An 18,022-nucleotide genomic window follows, 5' to 3' on the forward strand; every position below is an offset into this window, starting at 1 on the left:
CTGTCAGATCTGACAGGGCGACTCTATCGTTTTGCGATAAAACCGCCGCGAACCATAACCGCCGCTCACCCCTCGACGAACTCCACCACCGGCATCTGCCGTTTCACCAACACTTTGCCGCCACGGATCGAATACAGCGGCAGGCCCTGGCTGCGGATGACTTCGTAATCGCTGTCCGCCGACAGGATCAGCAGGTTGGCCGGGCGACCCTGTTCCAGGCCATAGCGCTCACCGAGGTGCATGGCTTTGGCGCTGTTGTCGGTGACCAGATCCAGGGCGCTTTGCAGGTTGCGGTAACCGAGCATGTGGCAGATGTGCAGCCCGGCTTCGAGTACCCGCAGGATGTTGCCGTTACCCAGCGGATACCACGGGTCGACGATCGAGTCCTGACCGAAGCAGACGTTCATCCCGGCCTCAAGCAATTCATTCACGCGGGTCACGCCACGGCGTTTCGGGAAGTTGTCGAAGCGCCCTTGCAGGTGAATGCTTTCGGTCGGGCAGGAGACGAAACTGATGCCCGAGTGCCCGAGCAGGCGGAACAGTTTGGCGCAGTAGGCGTTGTCGTAGGAGCCCATCGCGGTGGTGTGGCTGGCGGTCACAAGGGCGCCCATATCGCGGCTGCGGGCCTCTTCGGCCAGCACTTCAAGGAAGCGCGAGTGCGGGTCGTCGGTTTCGTCGCAGTGCACGTCCACCAGGCAGCCGGTGCGTTCGGCCAGGTCCATCAGGAACTTCACCGAGCTGACGCCTTGATCGCGGGTGTATTCGAAATGCGGAATTCCGCCGACCACATCCGCGCCCATGCGGATCGCTTCTTCCATCAGCTCGCGACCATTGCGGAACGATTCGATGCCTTCCTGAGGGAACGCGACGATTTGCAGGTCGATCAGGTGACGGCTTTCCTCGCGCACTTCGAGCATCGCCTTGAGCGCGGTGAGTTGCGGGTCGGTGACGTCGACGTGGGTGCGCACATGCTGAATGCCGTGGGCGGCGAGGGTTTGGATGGTTTTCTTCGCCCGGGTCTTGGTGTCTTCCTGGGTGATGGTGACCTTGCGCTCGCCCCAGCATTCGATGCCTTCGAACAACGTACCGCTCATGTTCCAGCGCGGCTCGCCGGCGGTCAGGGTGGCGTCGAGGTGAATGTGCGGCTCGACGAAGGGCGGCACCACCAGATTGCCGCCGGCGTCGAGGTCGTCGGGGCCCAGGGTCGGCGCTTCGGTCTGGCGCGCGATGCTGCGGATCAGGCCGTCTTCCAGGTGCAGTTCGTGCAGACCTTCCTGGTTGCGCAGGCGGGCGTTGATGATGTGCATCAGGCAAATCCTTCTTATAGGTCTTGTAGTGGCGCGCTGGCGCGGCGGGCGCCCAGCAGGCCGGTGACGATGACATACGTTAGCGCGGCAGCGGCGATCCCCACCAGCGGCGCGATCCACGGCGAGTGAAACGCCGCGAGGGTGCCAACCGCGTAGGCCCCGAGCCCCGGCCAGTTGAAGGCCGGCAGCCGTGCGTCGGCCAGGCGCGGATAGTGACCGCGCCAGCGGAAGAAAAAGTCCGCCATGATCACGCCGCCAATCGGCGGAATCACGGTGCCGAGCAAGATCAGATAAGGCACCAGCATGTCATACATGCCCAACAGCGCGAGCAGCGTGCCGATCACCGCACCGGCCAGGGTTACGGTCTTGCGGCGTCCGGTGCGCAGCAGGTTGCAACCGGCGACCGCGAAGTTGTAGATGGTGTTGTCCTGGGTGCTCCAGATGTTCAGCAACAGCATGGCCATCGCCGCCATGGCGAAACCTTGCAGCAGCAACACTTCAACCACGTCGGGCTGCTGATAGACGATCGCGCCATAGGCACCGATCAGCACCATCAGACCGTTGCCGATGAAAAAGCCGATCAGGCTGGCCAGCACCGCGACCCGCGCCGAACGCGAGAAACGCGTCCAGTTGGTGGCCTGGGTCGCGCCGCTGACGAAGGTGCCGAACACCAGGGTGATGGCGGTGGACCAGTCCAGCGAACCGGTCGGCACCACGGCCAGCAAACCATCGAGGCCGCCGACCTTCACCGTGGCCACCCACATCGACAGCATCAGCAGCAACATCATGGCCGGCACCGCGATGTACGACAGAATCTCAAGGCCGCGATAACCGACATACGCCGTGGCGCAGAACGCCAGGCCGAACAGCACCATGAGCCCAAGCACCGTGCCGTCGTCCAGGTTGAAATATTTGCCGAGCACCACCGCTGCCGTGGCGGTGCCCCAGGCGTACCAGCCGATCTGGGTGAAACCCAGGATCAGGTCGCTGAGCTTGCTGCCGACTTCGCCAAAGCAGAAGCGCCCCATCAGCACCGAGTTCAGGCCGCTCTTGAAGGCGATGTAACCCAGCGCTGCGGCGTACAGGCCCAGCAGCAGATTGCCGATGATGATCACCGCCATCATCTCGCCAAAGTCGAACGCCACGCCGAGCTTGCCGCCGGCAAACATGGTCGCGGTGAAAAACGTGAAGCCCAGCAGCACCATGGCCGTCGAGGCCAGGCCTTTGCGGGCGTGCATAGGGACTTCGCTGAGTGGGTAGTCGTTGCCGGGATCGTTCTGCGTCATGGCGGGCGTTCCTTGCTGGAAAGGGGAGGACGCGAGGAGGTTGCAGCGGTCGTGCCAGTTACCGATTGGCGAGGTTATGTATAGACGAGGAAGTGGATTTGGCGCGAAAGCAGTGCGCCTGCCTGCGCTGAAGCACAATGTGGGAGCCATCAGGCCGGTCCCCACAGGTTGCTTTTCGGCTCAGAGAAAGCGCATCAGGGCGGCAACGATGGCCTCCGGTGCATCCTCCTGCACCAGATGCCCGGCGTTCGGAATCGGGTGAAACTGCGATCCCGGAATCAACTTGTGCAACTCGCGTCCGCGCTCAATGGGAATCCACTGATCTTCCTCGCCCCAGAGAATCTGCACCGGACAACGGATCGTCGGGTACAGCGGCTGCGCTTCCTGCGTGTAACGCGGATCCATTTGCGCGATTTGCCGGTAGAACGCCGCTTGCCCCGGATCACCGATCCACGGCTGCACGTAAGGCGCCAGTTCATCGTCGGGAATATCCCGGTGAATGGCCCCGCGAATGTAGGTCGGGACGATGGCGCGCTGGATGTAGTCGGGCAGGCCGCTGAACGCCGCTTCATGCTGGCGCACGTGCTGCACGAAAGGCGAGCCCCAGGGCGTCAGTGCCACCGGGTCGATCAGCGTCAGGGTGCGGTAATCCTTACCGTTGAGCAGATGCGCGCGCAGGGCGGTGGCGCCACCGAAGTCGTGGGCAACCACGTCCGGGCGTTGCAGGCCCCAGTGATCCAGCAGCTGCGCGAGTAATTCGTTCTGCACGCCGAGGGAGACGTCGGCGTCCGGTTGCTCGGATCGTCCGTAGCCCAGCAAGTCGAAATAATGCACCCGATGCGTGGCGAAAAAGTGCGGCGCGATCCGGTGCCACACGTAGGAAGAGAAGGGCGTGCCATGCACAAACACCAACGGCGGGCCGTCGCCGCACACCCCGTGGCGAATCTGTCGCCCGTTGAAATCAAAGACCTGATCCAGCAGCCAGTCCGTCATGGGCCTGTCCTCTTGGCGGGTTCGAGCCAAAAAGCATAGGCGTAAAAAAACCACCGGTCTCGGTGGTTTTTTTGTGTCGCGGGATTCACTCGCCGCGATAGATGCAACCGCTGGTGCAGGTCTCGTGGATGCGGATCGCACTGAGTTCCGGTAGCAGGGGCTTCAATTCATTCCAGATGAATTTGGCCAGCACTTCGCTGGTCGGGTTTTCGAGGCCCGGAATGTCGTTCAGGTAGTTGTGATCCAGACGCTCGTACAGCGGCTTGAAAATCGCCTTGATCTCGGAGAAATCACGGATCCAGCCAGTGTGCGGATCAAGGTCGCCGCTTAGGTGAATCGCCACTTTGAACGAGTGACCGTGCAGACGTCCGCACTTGTGGCCGTCCGGTACGTGGGGCAGGCGGTGGGCGGATTCGAAGGTGAACTCTTTGAAAATTTCCACAGTGATTTCAGCTCTGTTCAGATGGCGTTCGCCGCAGCGAATTCGGGCAGGCGGCGAGTTTACCAGCTTGTCCAGGGCTGTGCTGACTAAAGGGTCAGCAAGCGCTCGGCGAGGCGACCATTGGCAGTCAGTTCAAGGAACTCGTCGCCCAGCCGGCGGCTCTCGTCCATCGCTGCGCGCCAGTATTTCTGCCGGCTCGGTGCATCCCCCATGAAGCGCTTGAAGTCGTTACGGTCGGGCAGTTTGCCGTACGGCAGACGCGTCAGGTATTCCTTCGACGGCGCCAGCAACAGCACGTCCTGCAGGCGTTCCACCGAGGCTTTGCGCCAGGGCAGGGTCTTGTCGAACCAGCCCGGGATCACCCGGTCGGTGAAGTGCGGATAGAGCACGATGCCGTCGCCGCTGTAGGGCAGGTCAAGGTGATAGTCCAGCAAGCCGCCGTCGCGGAAGGTGCCGGCACCGGCGCCCGGCAGGTCGCGCACGCCCTCCATGACCATCGGGATCGAACCCGAGGCCAGCAGCGCCTGACGCAGGTTTGTGGCATCGAGGGCGACGAAACGCGACGGAAAGTCATTCAGCGCATGCACCGGCGGCGCCAGACGCGGGTCGTGGATGATCAGCCGTTCGAAATGCCGCGACAGCCGCGCACGGCCGCGCAAGTTGTCGGCGATTACCGAACCCAGCGCCAGCCCCAGCCGGCCACGATGGTCGTCCGCCAGCCCGCCGTGGCTTTTGACCACCATGATATTCAAGCGGTAATGGGCGTTGGTCAGAAGGCTGGCGTCGCGCCCGTCGAGCAGGTCATCGAGCATGCGCTGCGAACTGCGGCTGACGTCGCTGATGGTCACGCCTTTGTTGAAGTTCTGCTCGGTGTACAACTGACCGAGGCGACGGATGCCTTCGGCGGCGTCCGGCAGACAGGCACTGGCGAACCGCCAGGAACCGACCGACGCACCGATCAGCGAACGCTCACGCGGCGCGGCCGGCAACCACTCACCGAACAGCGCCAGATCCAGCCCCTGAATCCCCAGCGCCTTGGGCCCGCCGGCAGCGCCGGGCAAGGTGCCGACGTCGGCGGCGTTCAGGCCTTGGGCACGAATGCGCGCCATGGCCCGAGGGCCGGCCTTGAGGGTGAGGGCAGGGAACTTGATGTGGATGGCTGTCATACCGGTCTCGATCGTTAGCAAGCGAAAGATTATAAGCACATGTTGCTATGGCAGCGGGAGCAGACCCCATGATGGCAATTCAGTTTCAGTTAAGTTCGCACCGTTAAGGTGCCGCCCGTAGCGACACATAAAAATACGGAGACACCATGAAAACCCTGACTGCCCTGACCCTTGCCTCGATCATCGGCCTTACCGCGAGCACCGTTCACGCCCGCGATCTCGGCCCGGATGAAGCCCTGCGCCTGCGCGACGCTGGTACTATCGTCTCCTTCGAGAAGCTCAACGCCACCGCGTTGGCCAAACACCCGGGTTCGACGATCACCGACACCGAGCTGGAAGAGCAGTACGGCAAGTACATCTACCAGATCGAACTGCGTGATCCGCAGGGGCTGGAATGGGATCTGGAACTGGACGCGGTCAGCGGGCAAGTGCTCAAGGATCATCAGGATACGTAATGAAGGTTAATGTTCGCGCCACCCGCCGTACGGCATTGGCGCTGGTGATGTTTTGCTCGACGGCCATGGCTCGTGACCTGGGTCCCGACGAAGCCCTCAATTTGCGCAAGCAGGGTGTGATCCTGCCGCTGGAGCAAGTGCTGCAGCAGGCGATGGACCGTTATCCCGGCGCGAAACTGCTGGAAGTCGAGCTGGAAGAAAAACACGACGTCTACATTTATGAAGTCGAGTTGCTGACCGTCGAAGGCGTGGCCCGTGAGCTGCACCTGAAGGCGGACACCGGTGAACTCGTGAAAGACAAGGAAGATTGACCGATGCGCTTGCTCCTGGTGGAAGACCACGTACCGCTGGCCGACGAATTGCTCGCTGGCCTGCAACGTCAGGGCTACGCGGTGGACTGGCTGGCGGACGGGCGCGATGCGGTTTATCAGGGCAGCAGCGAGCCCTATGACCTGATCATCCTCGACCTCGGTCTGCCCGGCGTGCCGGGGCTTGAGGTGCTGGCGCAATGGCGTGCCGGCGGTCTGACGATTCCGGTGCTGATCCTCACCGCTCGCGATTCATGGGCCGAGCGCATCGAAGGCCTGAAGGCCGGCGCCGACGATTACCTGACCAAACCCTTCCACCCGCAAGAGCTGTATTTGCGCATCCAGTCGCTGCTGCGCCGCTCCAAAGGTCAGGCCAACCAGCCGACGCTCAAGGCCGCCGGCCTGCATCTGGACGAGGGCCGTCAGTGTGTCGTGCGCGACGGTGCCGACATTCAGCTGACCGCTGCCGAATTCCGTCTGCTGCGCTACTTCATGCTGCACCCGGAGCAGATCCTCTCCAAGAGCCACCTCGCCGAACACCTCTACGACGGCGAAACCGAGCGCGATTCCAACGTGCTTGAAGTCCACGTCAATCACCTGCGGCGCAAGCTCGGCAAGAGCGTGATCGAAACCCGGCGAGGTCAGGGGTATCTGTTTGGCGGACAGGCTTCGTGAGATCGATCCAGCGCCGCTTGAGCCTGGGGTTGATCAGCGTGCTGGTGGTCGTCGGCGTGCTGTTGGCACAAACCAGCCTGTGGTTGTTCGAAGCGGGTTTGCAGCGCTATCTCGAAGCCGGGTTGCGTAACGACAGCGAGAGCCTGCTGGTGGCACTGGTCCGTGGTCCGCAAGGCTTGCAGCTGGATGAGCGACACTTGTCGCCGGCTTATCAGCGACCGTTTTCCGGGCATTACTTCCGCATCGACTTCGCTGAAAGCCACTGGCGTTCCCGATCCTTGTGGGATCAGGATTTGCCGCTGCTTGAACGACCCGGTTTGCACAGCAACCTGCAGTTGGGGCCGGACGGCCAGCAGTTGCTGGTGCTGCGTTCGGACTATCGACGGCTCGGCCAGTCGATTTCGATCAGCGTGGCCCAGGATTACACGCCGGTGCGCGAGAGCTTCCAGCGCATGCGCCAGATCGGCCTCGGTCTCGGGCTGGCCGGGTTGCTGCTGATTCTGATCTTGCAGCGGATCACTGTGCGTCGTGCTTTGCGCCCACTGGAAAGAGCCCGTGAACAGATCGCCCAATTGCAGCAAGGCCAGCGTTCGCAGCTCGACGAACAGGTGCCTGAAGAGTTGGAGCCGCTGGTGGCGCAGATCAACCACCTGTTGGCCCACACCGAAGATAGCCTCAAACGTTCGCGCAATGCCCTGGGCAATCTCGGGCACGCGCTGAAAACCCCGCTGGCGGTGCTGCTGAGCCTGGCCTCGAGCGAGAAGCTCGATGCCCATCCCGAGTTGCGCAAGATCCTCAAGGAACAACTGGAGCAGGTTCAACAACGGCTGAACCGCGAACTCAATCGTGCACGCCTGTCCGGCGATGCGCTGCCGGGGGCGTTGTTCGATTGTGATGCAGAGCTGCCGGGGCTGTTGTCGACGTTGAACATGATCCATGGTGAACACCTTGAACTGAGCTACGTGTCTCCGCCGGGCCTGCAATTGCCGTGGGATCGTGAAGACCTGCTGGAACTGCTCGGTAACCTGCTGGACAACGCTTGTAAATGGGCCGATGCCGAGGTACGGCTGAGCGTGATCGAGCGCACGGATGGCTTCGCCCTGAGCGTTGAAGATGACGGGCCGGGGATTCCCGAATTGCAGCGTGCTCAGGTCTTCAGTCGTGGTACGCGACTGGACGAGCAGACCGATGGGCATGGCTTGGGGCTGGGGATTGTGCGGGATATCGTGGAGACGTGGGGTGGGTTGCTGGTGTTGGGCGAGAGTGAGTGGGGCGGTTTGAAGGTGGTGATCGAATTGCCTAAACGCTGACTCCTGTCACTCCAAAGTCCCTGAGGGAGCTAGCAAGCCAGCTCTCTCAGGGACTTTGCGTGGACCTTAGACCCGGAACTGATCCATCAGACTCTGCTGCTGATTCGCCAGACTATTGAGTGACTGACTCACCCGCGCCGACTCATTCGCCTGCCCCGACAGCGACTCCGTCACATCACGGATCGTCGCCACGTTGTTGTTGATCTCTTCAGCCACCGCGCTCTGTTCTTCAGCGGCGCTGGCGATCTGCAGGTTCATGTCGCTGATCACCGTGACCGCATCGCCGATCTGGCGGAGCGCGGTAACCGCTTGACCAACCTGTTCGACGCTGCCCTGAGCCTGGCGATGGCTGTTGCCCATCGAGCCGACCACGTCCTGAGTGCCGTTTTGCAGTTGCTCGATGACTTGGCGGGTTTCTTCCACCGATTCTTGAGTGCGGCGGGCGAGGTTGCGCACTTCGTCAGCGACCACGGCAAAACCGCGTCCGGCTTCACCGGCACGGGCAGCTTCGATGGCGGCGTTCAGGGCCAGCAGGTTGGTCTGCTCGGCGATGGCGCGGATGGTCTCCAGAACGGTGCCGATCTTCTCGCTGTTGGCAGCCAGGCCTTCGACTTGCACCATCGCCGCGCTCATGTCGGCGGCGAGGGTGTCGATGCTGGCGGTGGTGCGGTCGATCACGGTCAGGCCCTGACGGGTAGCACGGTCGGCATCTTTCGCTGCTTCGGCCGCTTGTGCGGCGCTGCGAGCCACGTCCTGGGCGGTGGCGCTCATTTCGTGGGACGCGGTAGCGACCTGGTCGACCTGACGGTATTGCTGCTCCATGCCGGCGCTGGTCTGGGTGGCGATGGCCGAGGACTGGTCAGCAGTGTTGCGCGCGTCCTGCACCGAGCGTTTCACCTCGGCGATGATCGGTTGCAGCTTGTCGAGGAAGCGGTTGAACCAACCGGCCAGTTGACCGAGTTCGTCTTTCTTGTCGTAGGCCAGACGACGGGTCAAGTCGCCTTCGCCGCTGGCGATGTCTTCCAGCATGTGGGCCACGCCGAGGATCGGTTTGGTCACACTGCGTGCCATCAGCCACACCAGCAGCAGGCCGACCAGCGCGGCGAGCACGCCCAGGCTCAGTTCGATCAGGGTGCCCGAGGTGTTGCTGGCATCCAGTTGCTGCTTGAGCGCTTCGGCGCGGCTGACCAGGACTTTCTCCGGCACGTCGAGCAGTACGCCCCACGACGGACCACCGGGAATCGGCTGGAACGGCGACAGCACTTTCAGCTGTGCATTGCTGTGCAGGCTGCTGACGGTTTTGCTCGAAGCGAGCAGGCGCAGCAGTTCGGTGCCGCTGGTGGTGTCCACGGCATCCAGGCGCTGGCTGAGTTTGCTGGCGTCCGGGCTGTAGCCGGCGAGCAGTCCGGCGGGACTGATGATGCTCACGGCGGTCTGGCCGTCATAGAGCTTCTTGCTGGCGCCCTGGCTGATCGCCTGCAGGCTGTTGAGGTTGATGTCCACCGACAGCGAGGCGATCACTTTGCCGTTGACCATCAGCGGGAACACGATGCTGGTCATCAGCACCTTTTGCCCGTCGATCACATAGAAGTACGGTTCGATCACGCACGGCTTGAGCGTGGTGCGCGGGCAAGTGAACCAAGCGTTGGCGGCCTGGCCACTGGGGCCGGTGCTGGTGTCGGCCATGTCGCTTTCCGGTAGTGCCATCGAGGTCACTTTGCCTGGCGTCGGCTGCGACCAGTACAGGGCGAAACGGCCCTTGTCGTTGCTGCCCAGTTCGGCCTGGCCGGCAAACAGTTCATCCTTGCCGTCCAGCGCGTTGGCTTCGAACACCAGCGACAGGCCGAGCAATTCCGGGTTGGCCTGTAGCGCCGATTTCACCTGACGGGTCATGTCTTCGCGCAGGTCGAAGGCATCGAGAAAGCGCTTCTCGGCCTGTTCGCGCAGGAACAGCACCTGACGCGAAAAACCATGGCCATATTGATAGGCGTCCATGAACTGCTGGCGAATGCCCGCCGCCTGAACTTCGCCCTGGGATTCGATGCGCGCCTGAGCCGATTCGGTGAGCATCTCCATGCTGGAGGCTTTGACCAGTTCAGAACTGTGCTCCATGCGATACAGCGAAAGACCCACCAACAGGGTCACGATACCGGCCAGGCAGAGCCCGGCGAGCAGGGTGATTTTCCATTGGATGGAAAGTTGTCTGAGCGACATGGAGACGTCCTTATTCGATAAATATCTGAGACTTTGCACTGTAACGGCCGCGTTTCGACTTTCTTTATGGTGCAAATGCAATATGGCGAATTGACGCACGTTGTGGCGGATATGCCATCTTCAGCAGTTTGATCATGGAAAGTTACACAGTGGCACGCCCCGTCGCTTTGACACTGCGCCCGCTCTGCGGCACAGTGCGCGCCCTTCTAATAAGACCCTCTATGCAAATCCGCTGGCGACCCTCGTGGCTTGCCGGCCGGACTCATCCTGTCTGGCGGTGAATGGCTTTACCGTCGTGTTTTTGAGGTAGTGAAATGAATGCAGTGATTGCTGCGGTCGGCGTCATGCTGATCCTCAGCCTGTCCCGAGTGCATGTGGTAATCGCGTTGATCGTCGGTGCGCTGGTCGGTGGCCTGACCGGCGGCCTGGGCATCGACGCCACGCTCAAGGCGTTCAACAGTGGCCTGGGCGGGGGGGCGACAGTGGCGTTGTCCTACGCGTTACTCGGCGCTTTCGCCGTGGCGATTGCCAAGTCGGGCCTGGCCCATGCGCTGGCTGACAAGGCCCTGACGATGGTCGATCGTCAGCACGCATCCGGTGGCGGCAGCGTCAAATGGCTGCTGATCGGCTTGCTGTGGGTGGTGGCGATCGCTTCGCAGAACATCTTGCCGATCCACATTGCGTTCATTCCATTGCTGGTGCCGCCGCTTCTATATGTATTGACCAAGCTGCAACTGGATCGCCGGCTGATCGCCTGCGTCATGACCTTCGGCCTGATCACGCCGTACATGGTGTTTCCGGTCGGTTTCGGCAACATCTTCCTCAACCAGATCCTGCTGGCCAACGTCAGCAAGGCCGGCGTCGATATCAGCCAGGTTAACGTCATGCACGCGATGGCCATTCCGGCCGCAGGTATGGTGTTTGGGCTGTTGATGGCGGTGTTCTTCAGCTACCGCAAAAAGCGTGTCTATGATCTGGAGAAGATTGAGCAGGTTGAACAGGTCAGCGTCGCCTACAACCCGATGACCATTGGCATTGCCGGTCTGGCTATTGCTGCAGCCTTCATTATCCAGCTGCTGCTGGACTCGATGATTATCGGGGCGCTGGCCGGTTTCCTGATTTTCTCGGCGTCGGGCATCGTAAAGTGGCGCGAGACTGACGGCCTGTTCACCGAAGGCATGAAAATGATGGCGATGATCGGCTTCATCATGATCGCCGCCTCGGGTTTTGCCGAAGTATTGAAGGCCACCGGTGAGGTGCGCACGCTGGTCGAAAGCGCGGCGGCGCAGATCGATCACAGCAAGGCCATTGGCGCGTTGCTGATGCTGTTGGTGGGGCTGATGGTGACCATCGGTATCGGTTCGTCCTTCTCCACGGTGCCGATCCTCGCGGCGATTTTCGTCCCGCTGTGCGTACAGCTGGGTTTCAGCCCGATGGCGATCGTCTGCATCGTCGGCACTGCCGGGGCTTTGGGCGACACCGGTTCGCCGGCCTCGGACTCGACCCTCGGCCCGACCTCCGGCTTGAACATCGACGGTCAGCACCACCACATCTGGGACACCGTGGTGCCAACCTTCCTGCATTACAACCTGCCGTTGCTGGCGGCGGGCTGGATGGCCGCGATGGTCTTGTAACACCCCAAACCGGATCGTTACTGCTCAGAACGTGGTAACGATCTGGTTAGACCTCAGCTCAACTTTTGCTTTCGCGTGCCGTTAACGCCTTTAACCACGCCAATAAAACCAAAAGAGTGAGCCCCCAATGCGCCTGAGTCTCAAGGCTAAAGTCCTGTCCCTTGCCGTCCTTCCGGTCTTGCTCTTTGCGCTGGTGATCAGCCTGACCACGCTGTTCATTCTCCAGGAGCAGGCGCACAAGGAAGTCGAACAGACCCGCGAGCGCCTGCTCGGCGACGCCAAGGCTACCCTGGCCAGCTACGTCGCCGTGGCCATGACCACCATCAAACCTTTGTACGACGCCGCCACCCCCGGTGACGCCGAGGCGCGGGCGCAGGTGATCAAGCTGCTGTCAGGCATCAAGTACGGCAAGGATGGCTATTTCTTCGGCTACGACTCCGAGACCGTGCGCCTGTTCAAGTCCACCGATCCCGAAGGCGTGGGCAAGAGTTTCAAGGACAACCGCGACCCGAACGGCGTCTACGTCAACCGCGACCTGGTGAAAGTGGCGAAGGACGGTACTCACTACCTGCAATACAGCTCGCCGCTGCCGGGCAATGCGCAGGTGCTGGTGCCGAAACTCGGCTACACCGAATACCTGGCGAAGTGGGACATGGCGGTCGGTACGTCGGTCAACCTCGATGGCATCGAGGCGCAAGTGGCGCTGGTTCAGGCCCAGGTTCAGGAGCGTATGGAAGGCGTGGTGTTGAGCATCGTCGGCGTGGCGGTGATCGTGTTGCTGGTGATCGCGGTGGCGGGGCTGGTGCTGGCAAATACCATTCTGCGGCCGCTGACTCTGATGAAAGCCAACCTTGACGACATCGCGGCGGGTGAGGGCGACCTGACCCGTCGCCTGACCATCACCAGTCAGGATGAACTCGGCGAACTGGCCGGCTCGTTCAACCGTTTCGTCGACAAGATCCACGGTCTGGTGCGGCAGATCACTGAAATGACTTCGCAACTGACTGGGCTAGTGACGCAAGTGTCGGATCAGGCCCAGCGCTCCGATCAGGCCATGGAACGTCAGCGTCACGAGACCGATCAGGTGGCGACGGCGATCAACGAAATGTCCGCCGCCGCGCAAGAAGTCGCCAAGAGTGCACAGAACGCCGCCGTCGCCGCGCAGCAGACCGACGAAGAAGGCCAGACCGCCAAACGCGTGGTGGCCGGCAGCATCAAGCAGATTCATGCGCTGGTGGACGATATCCGTAGCAGCGGTTTGTCCCTCGACAGCTTGCAACAGGACGTGTCGTCGATCGTTGGCGTGCTCGGGGTGATCCGCTCGATTGCCGAACAGACCAACCTGCTGGCACTCAACGCAGCGATTGAAGCGGCCCGGGCCGGCGAGGCGGGGCGCGGGTTTGCGGTGGTGGCGGATGAGGTGCGGGCGCTGGCGTCGCGCACGCAGATCAGCACTCAGGAAATTCAGGGGATGATCGACCGTTTGCAGGCAGGTACGCAGTCGGCGGTCGAGGCGATGCGCCGGTCCAGCGAGGCGGGTGACGGTACGTCGGCTCAGGCCAATCAGGCCGGAGCATCGCTGGATGCCATGGCGGATCTGATCGCCACCATCAACTCGATGAACGCACAGATTGCCAGTGCTGCCGAAGAGCAGACGGCCGTGGCTGAGGAGATCAACCGAAGCGTGCATCAGATCGCGGTGGCGGTGGATAACGTGGCGGATGAAACCCAGTTGGGGGCGCAGACGTCGCGCAGTCTCGCGGATTTGGGGCAGCGGTTGGGCAAGCTGGTCGGTCAGTTCCGGATCTGATGGCGCTGTCGGGGCAGACCGTCAGGGTCTGTCCCAATACGGCACCTCCCCAAAACACTCAACAAAGAAATCAATCACTGTCCGCACCTTCACCGACAACCGCCGACTCCCCGGCCACAGCACCGCAATCTGCTGCGGCTCAACGCTGTTCGACACCTGATACTCCCCCAACACCGGCACCAGCGTACCCTCGCGCACCGCCTCGCCGATCAGCCATGACGGAAACATCACCAGCCCCAAACCCTGTTCGGCGGCCTGGGTCAGGGTGTCCGCATGATTGCCGGTAATCGGGCCTTTCACTGAATACGGCGTCCACTCGCCCTGATCCTGACGGAAGAACCAACGCTGCTGACCGGTCGCGCCCTTGTAGGCCAGACATTGATGGCGCGCGAGGTCTTCGGGATGCTGTGGCGTGCCGAAACGCTTGAGATACGCTGGGCTGGCCGCGACCTGAAAGCGGTGCGGCGCGAGGATTCGCGCCTGCATGCTCGAGTCGTGCAATGGGCCGATGCGGAACAGCAGGTCGGCGCCTTCCTGCAGCGGATCGATGTAGTGATCGGTCTGCTGGATGTCCAGTTGCAGCTTTGGGTAGCGCTCGCACAGACGGCCCAGCCATGGCGTCAGATGACGTTGGCCGAACACCACCGGGGCGTTGATTCGCACCAGGCCGGTGGGCTCGCTTTGCTGTTCCTGCAACGCCTGTTCGGCTTCCTCCAGTTGCACCAGCACCAGCCGTGCGTGGTGGCCGAGCATGCGTCCGGCTTCGGTGGGTGTTACCGCGCGGGTGTGGCGGTAAAGCAGTTGCTGGTTCAGCGCGTGTTCCATCAACTGGATCTGCCGGGAAATCGAGGAGGGCGTCACTCCCTCGCGGCGGGCTACTTCGGAAAAACTGCCGTGGTCGAGTACCGCCACAAACAGCCTTAGCGCCTTGAATCCCAGTTCGTTGAGCCCGTGCATGGATCATCCTGCTGTGCGAGTTGCGCAAAAGTGTTGTCCGGATGCTCCCATTTATCGCACAGCCGCGCCAGCCGATAATCCGCGCCATCGTTTCCTTCAGAGGTTTTTCAGATGCAGTCGTTTGATGAAGTGAGTACTGCGCCGACACCTGTCGCCCGGCCGGGTTTGCGCTTGTTGCTGTTGCCGTTGGTGATTCTGGCCGGCATGGGGTTGTCGGTGGAGGCCGGGTTGCTGGGGCCGCTGGGTGAGCAGGTCGGGCACCTGTGGGCGACTTTGAGCATCTTCGGGGTTGGCTCGGCGATTCTGTTTTTGCTGTTGCTGTTTGCGGGGCCACAGAAGGGCCCGGCGCTGACCGATCTGCCGCGCTGGCAGTTGATCGGCGGGTTTCTGGGGCCGATGTATGTGGTGGTGTTGACGCTGGCGACGCCGCATATCGGGATTGCGATGACCATGATCGCGATTCTGTCGGGGCAGGTTGGCAAAAGTGTCCTGATCGACCATTTCGGCTGGTTTGGGGCTGCGCGCAAGAAGGTCAATGCCGAGCGTTGGCTGGCGTTGGGGTTGATTGTGGCGGCACTGGTTTTGATTGCGCGGGGGTGAGGTGATGAGTCTGGTGATTTTGTTGGCGGTGGTGGTGTTGGCCGGTGCGGTGTTGAGTGTGCAGGCGGCGATCAATGGGCGGTTGGGGGAGACTGTTGGGGTGTTGCGCAGCAGCCTTCTGACTTTCGTGGTCGGCGCGGTGAGTACGGCTCTCCTGATCCTGTTTTTCGAGCCTGCTCATGCCGTCAGCCTGCTGGATGTGCCGAAATGGCAGCTCAGCGGTGCTTTGTTCGGTGTGGTTTATATGATGGTCATGGTCGGTGCGGTGCAGCGCGTTGGTACGGCCGTGGCCACGGTGGCGGTGATTGTCGGGCAGCTTGGAATGGGGATGCTGATCGATAACTTTGGCTGGCTGGGTAACCCTGCCATCGAGCTGTCGGGGGCGCGGGTTTTGGCAATGGTCTGCCTGGGGCTGGCGCTGGTGTTCATGTATCGCAGTAGTGTGCGTCAGGCTGTTTGACCGTGGCGGCCTGTGGGCCGGCCAGGCTCTTGGGTTTTGGGTGTATATCCGTTTCTTCGGGTGCTGCCGCTGGCGGTTTCGCTCTTACAGCGAGTCACTTTTGGCAAACGCCCCAAAAGTAACCAAAAGGTCTGTGCCCTGACGTACGGCCCTCGCTGTGGCTCGGGTTCCTTCGCTCCGGGATTGATCCGGGGGCATCGCCTACGGTTTGCTTCGCTGCACCTCCTCTCGATGCATGCGGCTGCGCCGCACGGTCGCTGCGCTCCCACCCCCGGATCAATCCCTCCACTCAGCCTGCCGACGGGCCTTGAGATCAAAAGCTTTACTCGAGCTAACGCTCATCGTGGTGAATGTTGGGGGATGGGGAGTGAGTGGTTTGGTTGTTGGGTTGTTGAGTGCTTTTCAGCTTCTACACTGGTAGCACGGCTTGTTCCTTCAGCCTCAGACAACCACCACCAAAGGAGTCTGTTCCATGGCCGATAGAAAATGCGATTGCCCGGGATGTAGCTGCAAGATCAAGGAAGGCGAGCATTCCTACGTGGCGCACGGCAAGCACTATTGCTGTGAGGCCTGCGCTCATCACCACAAGGGCGGTGAGGAGTGCTCCGGCAAGGGTTGCCATTGCGCTCACCCGAAATAACGGTCTGCATGAAAAATTGGAGCCTAGTCAGGCTCCACTTCCAGTTTCAGGCTGTCGTCGTCCAGGCGTTCGATATGGCGGACAGTACCTTGCAGCCGACGGCCTTCAACGTTGACGACGATGGTCTTGGCCTTTTCAAGGTCTTCCGGCAAGGGGGCCGGGACGCGCAGGGCGAAGCGGTAGGGATCGTTTTCGACAGGTTCCAGGCCAACCGGGCAATCGACGCTTTTGGTGAGGCGGCCGAAGAGGGTGTCCAGGCCATAGTCCAGGTGCGCCGGGCTGCTGATGGTTGTCATGTATGTTCCCCCGAAATAGTCCCCGTCTGCGCGCAAGCTTAGCTTGCCGGTCGCCACGTGACGTTTTCCACGCCGAATTTTTCTGCCATCGGCTTGCTGGTCTTTTGCACTTTTTCCCGGCCGAAGCGCGGGATGCGGCCCACCCCGGCGTCGCAGCTTGCCCAGTGCCACGCCTCGGTGTTGTCCATTTTGTCCGAGCGGATAATGAACGACTTTGGCGCGCCGTGAAGGGTGTAATCGATGACGTAAAGTTTTGCGTTGTTCATAAAGCCCATCTTCCTCCCTGTGGTAATAGAAGGATCGTGGCGCACCGGGAAAATTCACTCGGATTGTCCGACGGTATCTATCAATGGCGAGAGACCGGGTGCACTGGTTACCATGACGCCTTCGCCAACTCCGATGAACGTTCGCCATGGCCCTCGCTGCGCCCCCTGATTTGAGTGATACCGATGTGCCGGTGCAGCCGCTGGCGCGCACCTATCCGCGTGGTTTGTTCATCGAGCCGCACGAGCATGTCTGGGGGCAGTTGCTGTATGCGATGAGCGGTGTGATGTGGGTCGAGACCCCGCACGAGGCGCTGGTGGTGCCACCGCAGCGGGCGGTGTGGTTGCCGCCGGGTGTGCCCCACGGGATTCGGGTGGTGTCGGATTTGCAGATGCGCAATATCTACCTGCGTCCGGCACTGGCGGCGACGCTGGATCAGACGGTGCAGGTGATTGAGGTCGGTGGTCTGCTGCGTGAGTTGATCGTCGGGCTGGTGGCGCAGGGCGACAGCGGCGATGTCGAATATTACGAAGCGCTGGTCGGGCTGGCGTTGCTGGAGCTGAAACGCGCAAGGCGTTCACAGTTGAAGATCCCTCTGCCGGATGATGCTGACCGGCGGCTGATGAGTCTGTGTCAGGCGGTGATGGCCGCGCCGTCGCTGGATATTCCTTTTGAGCAGCACGCCGAAAACGCCGGGGCCAGCGTGCGTACGCTTGCACGGTTGTTCAAGGAAGGGCTGGGCATGGGCTTTGCCGAGTGGCGGCGTCAGGTGCAGTTGGCGACGGCAGTGGCCGAGTTGATTCAGGGCGTGCCGGTCAGTGTGATTGCCCGTGAGCTGGGTTATTCGCCGAGCAGTTTCAGCGACATGTTCCGCCGGGAGCTGGGTGTCGCGCCTTCGCAGTTCGGTGCCGGTCAGCTTTCAGGCTGATTTGGCCGAAATTCAGAAGTCCTTGGCCGGTGCTTTCGCACAGCCTTTCCTAGACTTTGCCCATTCCCTTTATGTGGTGGAGTGATCCCATGAACTACCTGATTTCCCTGGGCATCGGTCTGGGCGTCGGCCTGTTGTATGGCGCGCTGGATTTCCGTTCCCCGGCACCGCCGGCCATCGCGCTGGTCGGCCTGTTGGGCATGCTGGCGGGCGAGCAGTTGTGGCCGATGGGCCGGCAATTGGTCAGTGGCTGGCTGTCCTGAATTTCCTTTTTCAT

19 protein-coding genes and 3 pseudogenes are annotated in these 18,022 nt (G+C 61.7%); 12 read left to right on the forward strand and 10 right to left on the reverse strand.

Annotation, left to right across the window (positions count from 1 at the left end):
- Positions 1–65: 65 nt before the first annotated feature.
- The 5 genes from codA to CAF87_RS25115 all read right to left on the reverse strand — a co-directional run bounded on the left by codA (position 66) and on the right by CAF87_RS25115 (position 5,194).
- Complete coding sequence (gene codA / locus CAF87_RS25095; RefSeq protein WP_085733550.1) at positions 66–1,307, reverse strand: cytosine deaminase; 1,242 nt, start codon at positions 1,305–1,307, stop codon at positions 66–68.
- Positions 1,308–1,321: 14 nt separating this feature from the next.
- On the reverse strand, positions 1,322–2,593 hold the full coding sequence (codB, locus tag CAF87_RS25100) for a cytosine permease (protein ID WP_085733551.1): 1,272 nt from the start codon (positions 2,591–2,593) through the stop codon (positions 1,322–1,324).
- 180 nt (positions 2,594–2,773) lie between these two features.
- The gene (locus CAF87_RS25105) at positions 2,774–3,586 is read right to left on the reverse strand and encodes an alpha/beta fold hydrolase (protein ID WP_085733552.1); all 813 of its coding nucleotides are present in this window, start codon (positions 3,584–3,586) and stop codon (positions 2,774–2,776) included.
- Between the two features lie 85 nt (positions 3,587–3,671).
- Positions 3,672–4,028, reverse strand: coding sequence for a 6-carboxytetrahydropterin synthase QueD (queD, locus tag CAF87_RS25110; RefSeq protein ID WP_007955941.1), 357 nt, complete (start codon positions 4,026–4,028; stop codon positions 3,672–3,674).
- 86 nt (positions 4,029–4,114) lie between these two features.
- A complete protein-coding gene (locus tag CAF87_RS25115; RefSeq protein WP_085733553.1) occupies positions 4,115–5,194 on the reverse strand; it encodes a hypothetical protein in 1,080 nt (359 codons plus the stop codon).
- Positions 5,195–5,340: 146 nt separating this feature from the next.
- On the opposite strand from CAF87_RS25115, the gene CAF87_RS25120 reads away from it, so the two are divergent.
- The 4 genes from CAF87_RS25120 to CAF87_RS25135 are packed head-to-tail and all read left to right on the forward strand — an operon-like array spanning position 5,341 to position 7,942.
- Positions 5,341–5,649 carry a PepSY domain-containing protein gene (locus CAF87_RS25120; protein ID WP_085733554.1) on the forward strand — a complete coding sequence of 103 codons (309 nt, stop codon included), beginning with the start codon at positions 5,341–5,343 and terminating at the stop codon, positions 5,647–5,649.
- Entirely contained in the window at positions 5,649–5,960 is a 312-nt protein-coding gene (locus tag CAF87_RS25125; RefSeq protein ID WP_039770259.1) for a PepSY domain-containing protein, read from the forward strand. Before CAF87_RS25120 ends, CAF87_RS25125 begins: the two co-directional genes overlap by 1 nt.
- Before the next feature lie 3 nt (positions 5,961–5,963).
- A complete protein-coding gene (locus CAF87_RS25130) occupies positions 5,964–6,632 on the forward strand; it encodes a response regulator transcription factor (RefSeq protein WP_085733555.1) in 669 nt (222 codons plus the stop codon).
- Complete coding sequence (locus CAF87_RS25135; protein WP_085733556.1) at positions 6,629–7,942, forward strand: sensor histidine kinase; 1,314 nt, start codon at positions 6,629–6,631, stop codon at positions 7,940–7,942. The genes CAF87_RS25130 and CAF87_RS25135 overlap by 4 nt, the downstream gene beginning before the upstream one ends.
- Positions 7,943–8,008: 66 nt before the next feature.
- On the opposite strand, the gene CAF87_RS29770 is transcribed toward CAF87_RS25135, so the two are convergent.
- Both CAF87_RS29770 and CAF87_RS29775 read right to left on the reverse strand, forming a co-directional pair.
- Positions 8,009–8,764, reverse strand: a complete 756-nt coding sequence (locus CAF87_RS29770; RefSeq protein ID WP_371807414.1) for a methyl-accepting chemotaxis protein — start codon at positions 8,762–8,764, stop codon at positions 8,009–8,011.
- Positions 8,765–8,866: 102 nt separating this feature from the next.
- Positions 8,867–10,156 (reverse strand): annotated as a pseudogene (locus CAF87_RS29775) (HAMP domain-containing protein); the annotation flags it as partial.
- A gap of 314 nt (positions 10,157–10,470) precedes the next feature.
- Between CAF87_RS29775 and CAF87_RS25145 the strand changes: the two are divergent.
- The 3 genes and pseudogenes from CAF87_RS25145 to CAF87_RS29785 form a co-directional block, all read left to right on the forward strand.
- Entirely contained in the window at positions 10,471–11,790 is a 1,320-nt protein-coding gene (locus CAF87_RS25145; RefSeq protein WP_085733558.1) for a Na+/H+ antiporter family protein, read from the forward strand.
- A gap of 127 nt (positions 11,791–11,917) precedes the next feature.
- Positions 11,918–12,694, forward strand: a pseudogene (locus tag CAF87_RS29780) (cache domain-containing protein); the annotation flags it as partial.
- 312 nt (positions 12,695–13,006) lie between these two features.
- A pseudogene (locus CAF87_RS29785) lies at positions 13,007–13,600 on the forward strand (methyl-accepting chemotaxis protein); the annotation flags it as partial.
- Between the two features lie 21 nt (positions 13,601–13,621).
- Here the strand turns inward: CAF87_RS29785 and CAF87_RS25155 are convergent.
- Entirely contained in the window at positions 13,622–14,557 is a 936-nt protein-coding gene (locus CAF87_RS25155; protein ID WP_085733560.1) for a LysR family transcriptional regulator, read from the reverse strand.
- Positions 14,558–14,668: 111 nt separating this feature from the next.
- Between CAF87_RS25155 and CAF87_RS25160 the strand changes: the two genes are divergently transcribed.
- The 3 genes from CAF87_RS25160 to CAF87_RS25170 all read left to right on the forward strand — a co-directional run bounded on the left by CAF87_RS25160 (position 14,669) and on the right by CAF87_RS25170 (position 16,257).
- A complete protein-coding gene (locus CAF87_RS25160; RefSeq protein WP_085733561.1) occupies positions 14,669–15,157 on the forward strand; it encodes a DMT family transporter in 489 nt (162 codons plus the stop codon).
- A gap of 4 nt (positions 15,158–15,161) precedes the next feature.
- Positions 15,162–15,617, forward strand: coding sequence for a DMT family transporter (locus CAF87_RS25165; protein WP_085733562.1), 456 nt, complete (start codon positions 15,162–15,164; stop codon positions 15,615–15,617).
- Positions 15,618–16,089: 472 nt separating this feature from the next.
- Positions 16,090–16,257, forward strand: a complete 168-nt coding sequence (locus CAF87_RS25170; protein ID WP_085686659.1) for a metallothionein — start codon at positions 16,090–16,092, stop codon at positions 16,255–16,257.
- 23 nt (positions 16,258–16,280) lie between these two features.
- On the opposite strand, the gene CAF87_RS25175 is transcribed toward CAF87_RS25170, so the two are convergent.
- The gene (locus CAF87_RS25175; protein WP_085733563.1) at positions 16,281–16,553 is read right to left on the reverse strand and encodes a hypothetical protein; all 273 of its coding nucleotides are present in this window, start codon (positions 16,551–16,553) and stop codon (positions 16,281–16,283) included.
- Between the two features lie 38 nt (positions 16,554–16,591).
- Positions 16,592–16,819 (reverse strand): DUF6555 family protein, encoded by a 228-nt coding sequence (locus tag CAF87_RS25180; protein WP_011335095.1) that lies wholly within the window; start codon positions 16,817–16,819, stop codon positions 16,592–16,594.
- 146 nt (positions 16,820–16,965) lie between these two features.
- Between CAF87_RS25180 and CAF87_RS25185 the strand changes: the two genes are divergently transcribed.
- Both CAF87_RS25185 and CAF87_RS25190 read left to right on the forward strand, forming a co-directional pair.
- On the forward strand, positions 16,966–17,745 hold the full coding sequence (locus tag CAF87_RS25185; RefSeq protein ID WP_085733564.1) for a helix-turn-helix domain-containing protein: 780 nt from the start codon (positions 16,966–16,968) through the stop codon (positions 17,743–17,745).
- 89 nt (positions 17,746–17,834) lie between these two features.
- A complete protein-coding gene (locus CAF87_RS25190) occupies positions 17,835–18,008 on the forward strand; it encodes a DUF1427 family protein (protein WP_085733565.1) in 174 nt (57 codons plus the stop codon).
- Positions 18,009–18,022: the final 14 nt, after the last annotated feature.

The organism is Pseudomonas sp. R38(2017), assembly GCF_002112395.1.
GTDB lineage: Bacteria > Pseudomonadota > Gammaproteobacteria > Pseudomonadales > Pseudomonadaceae > Aquipseudomonas.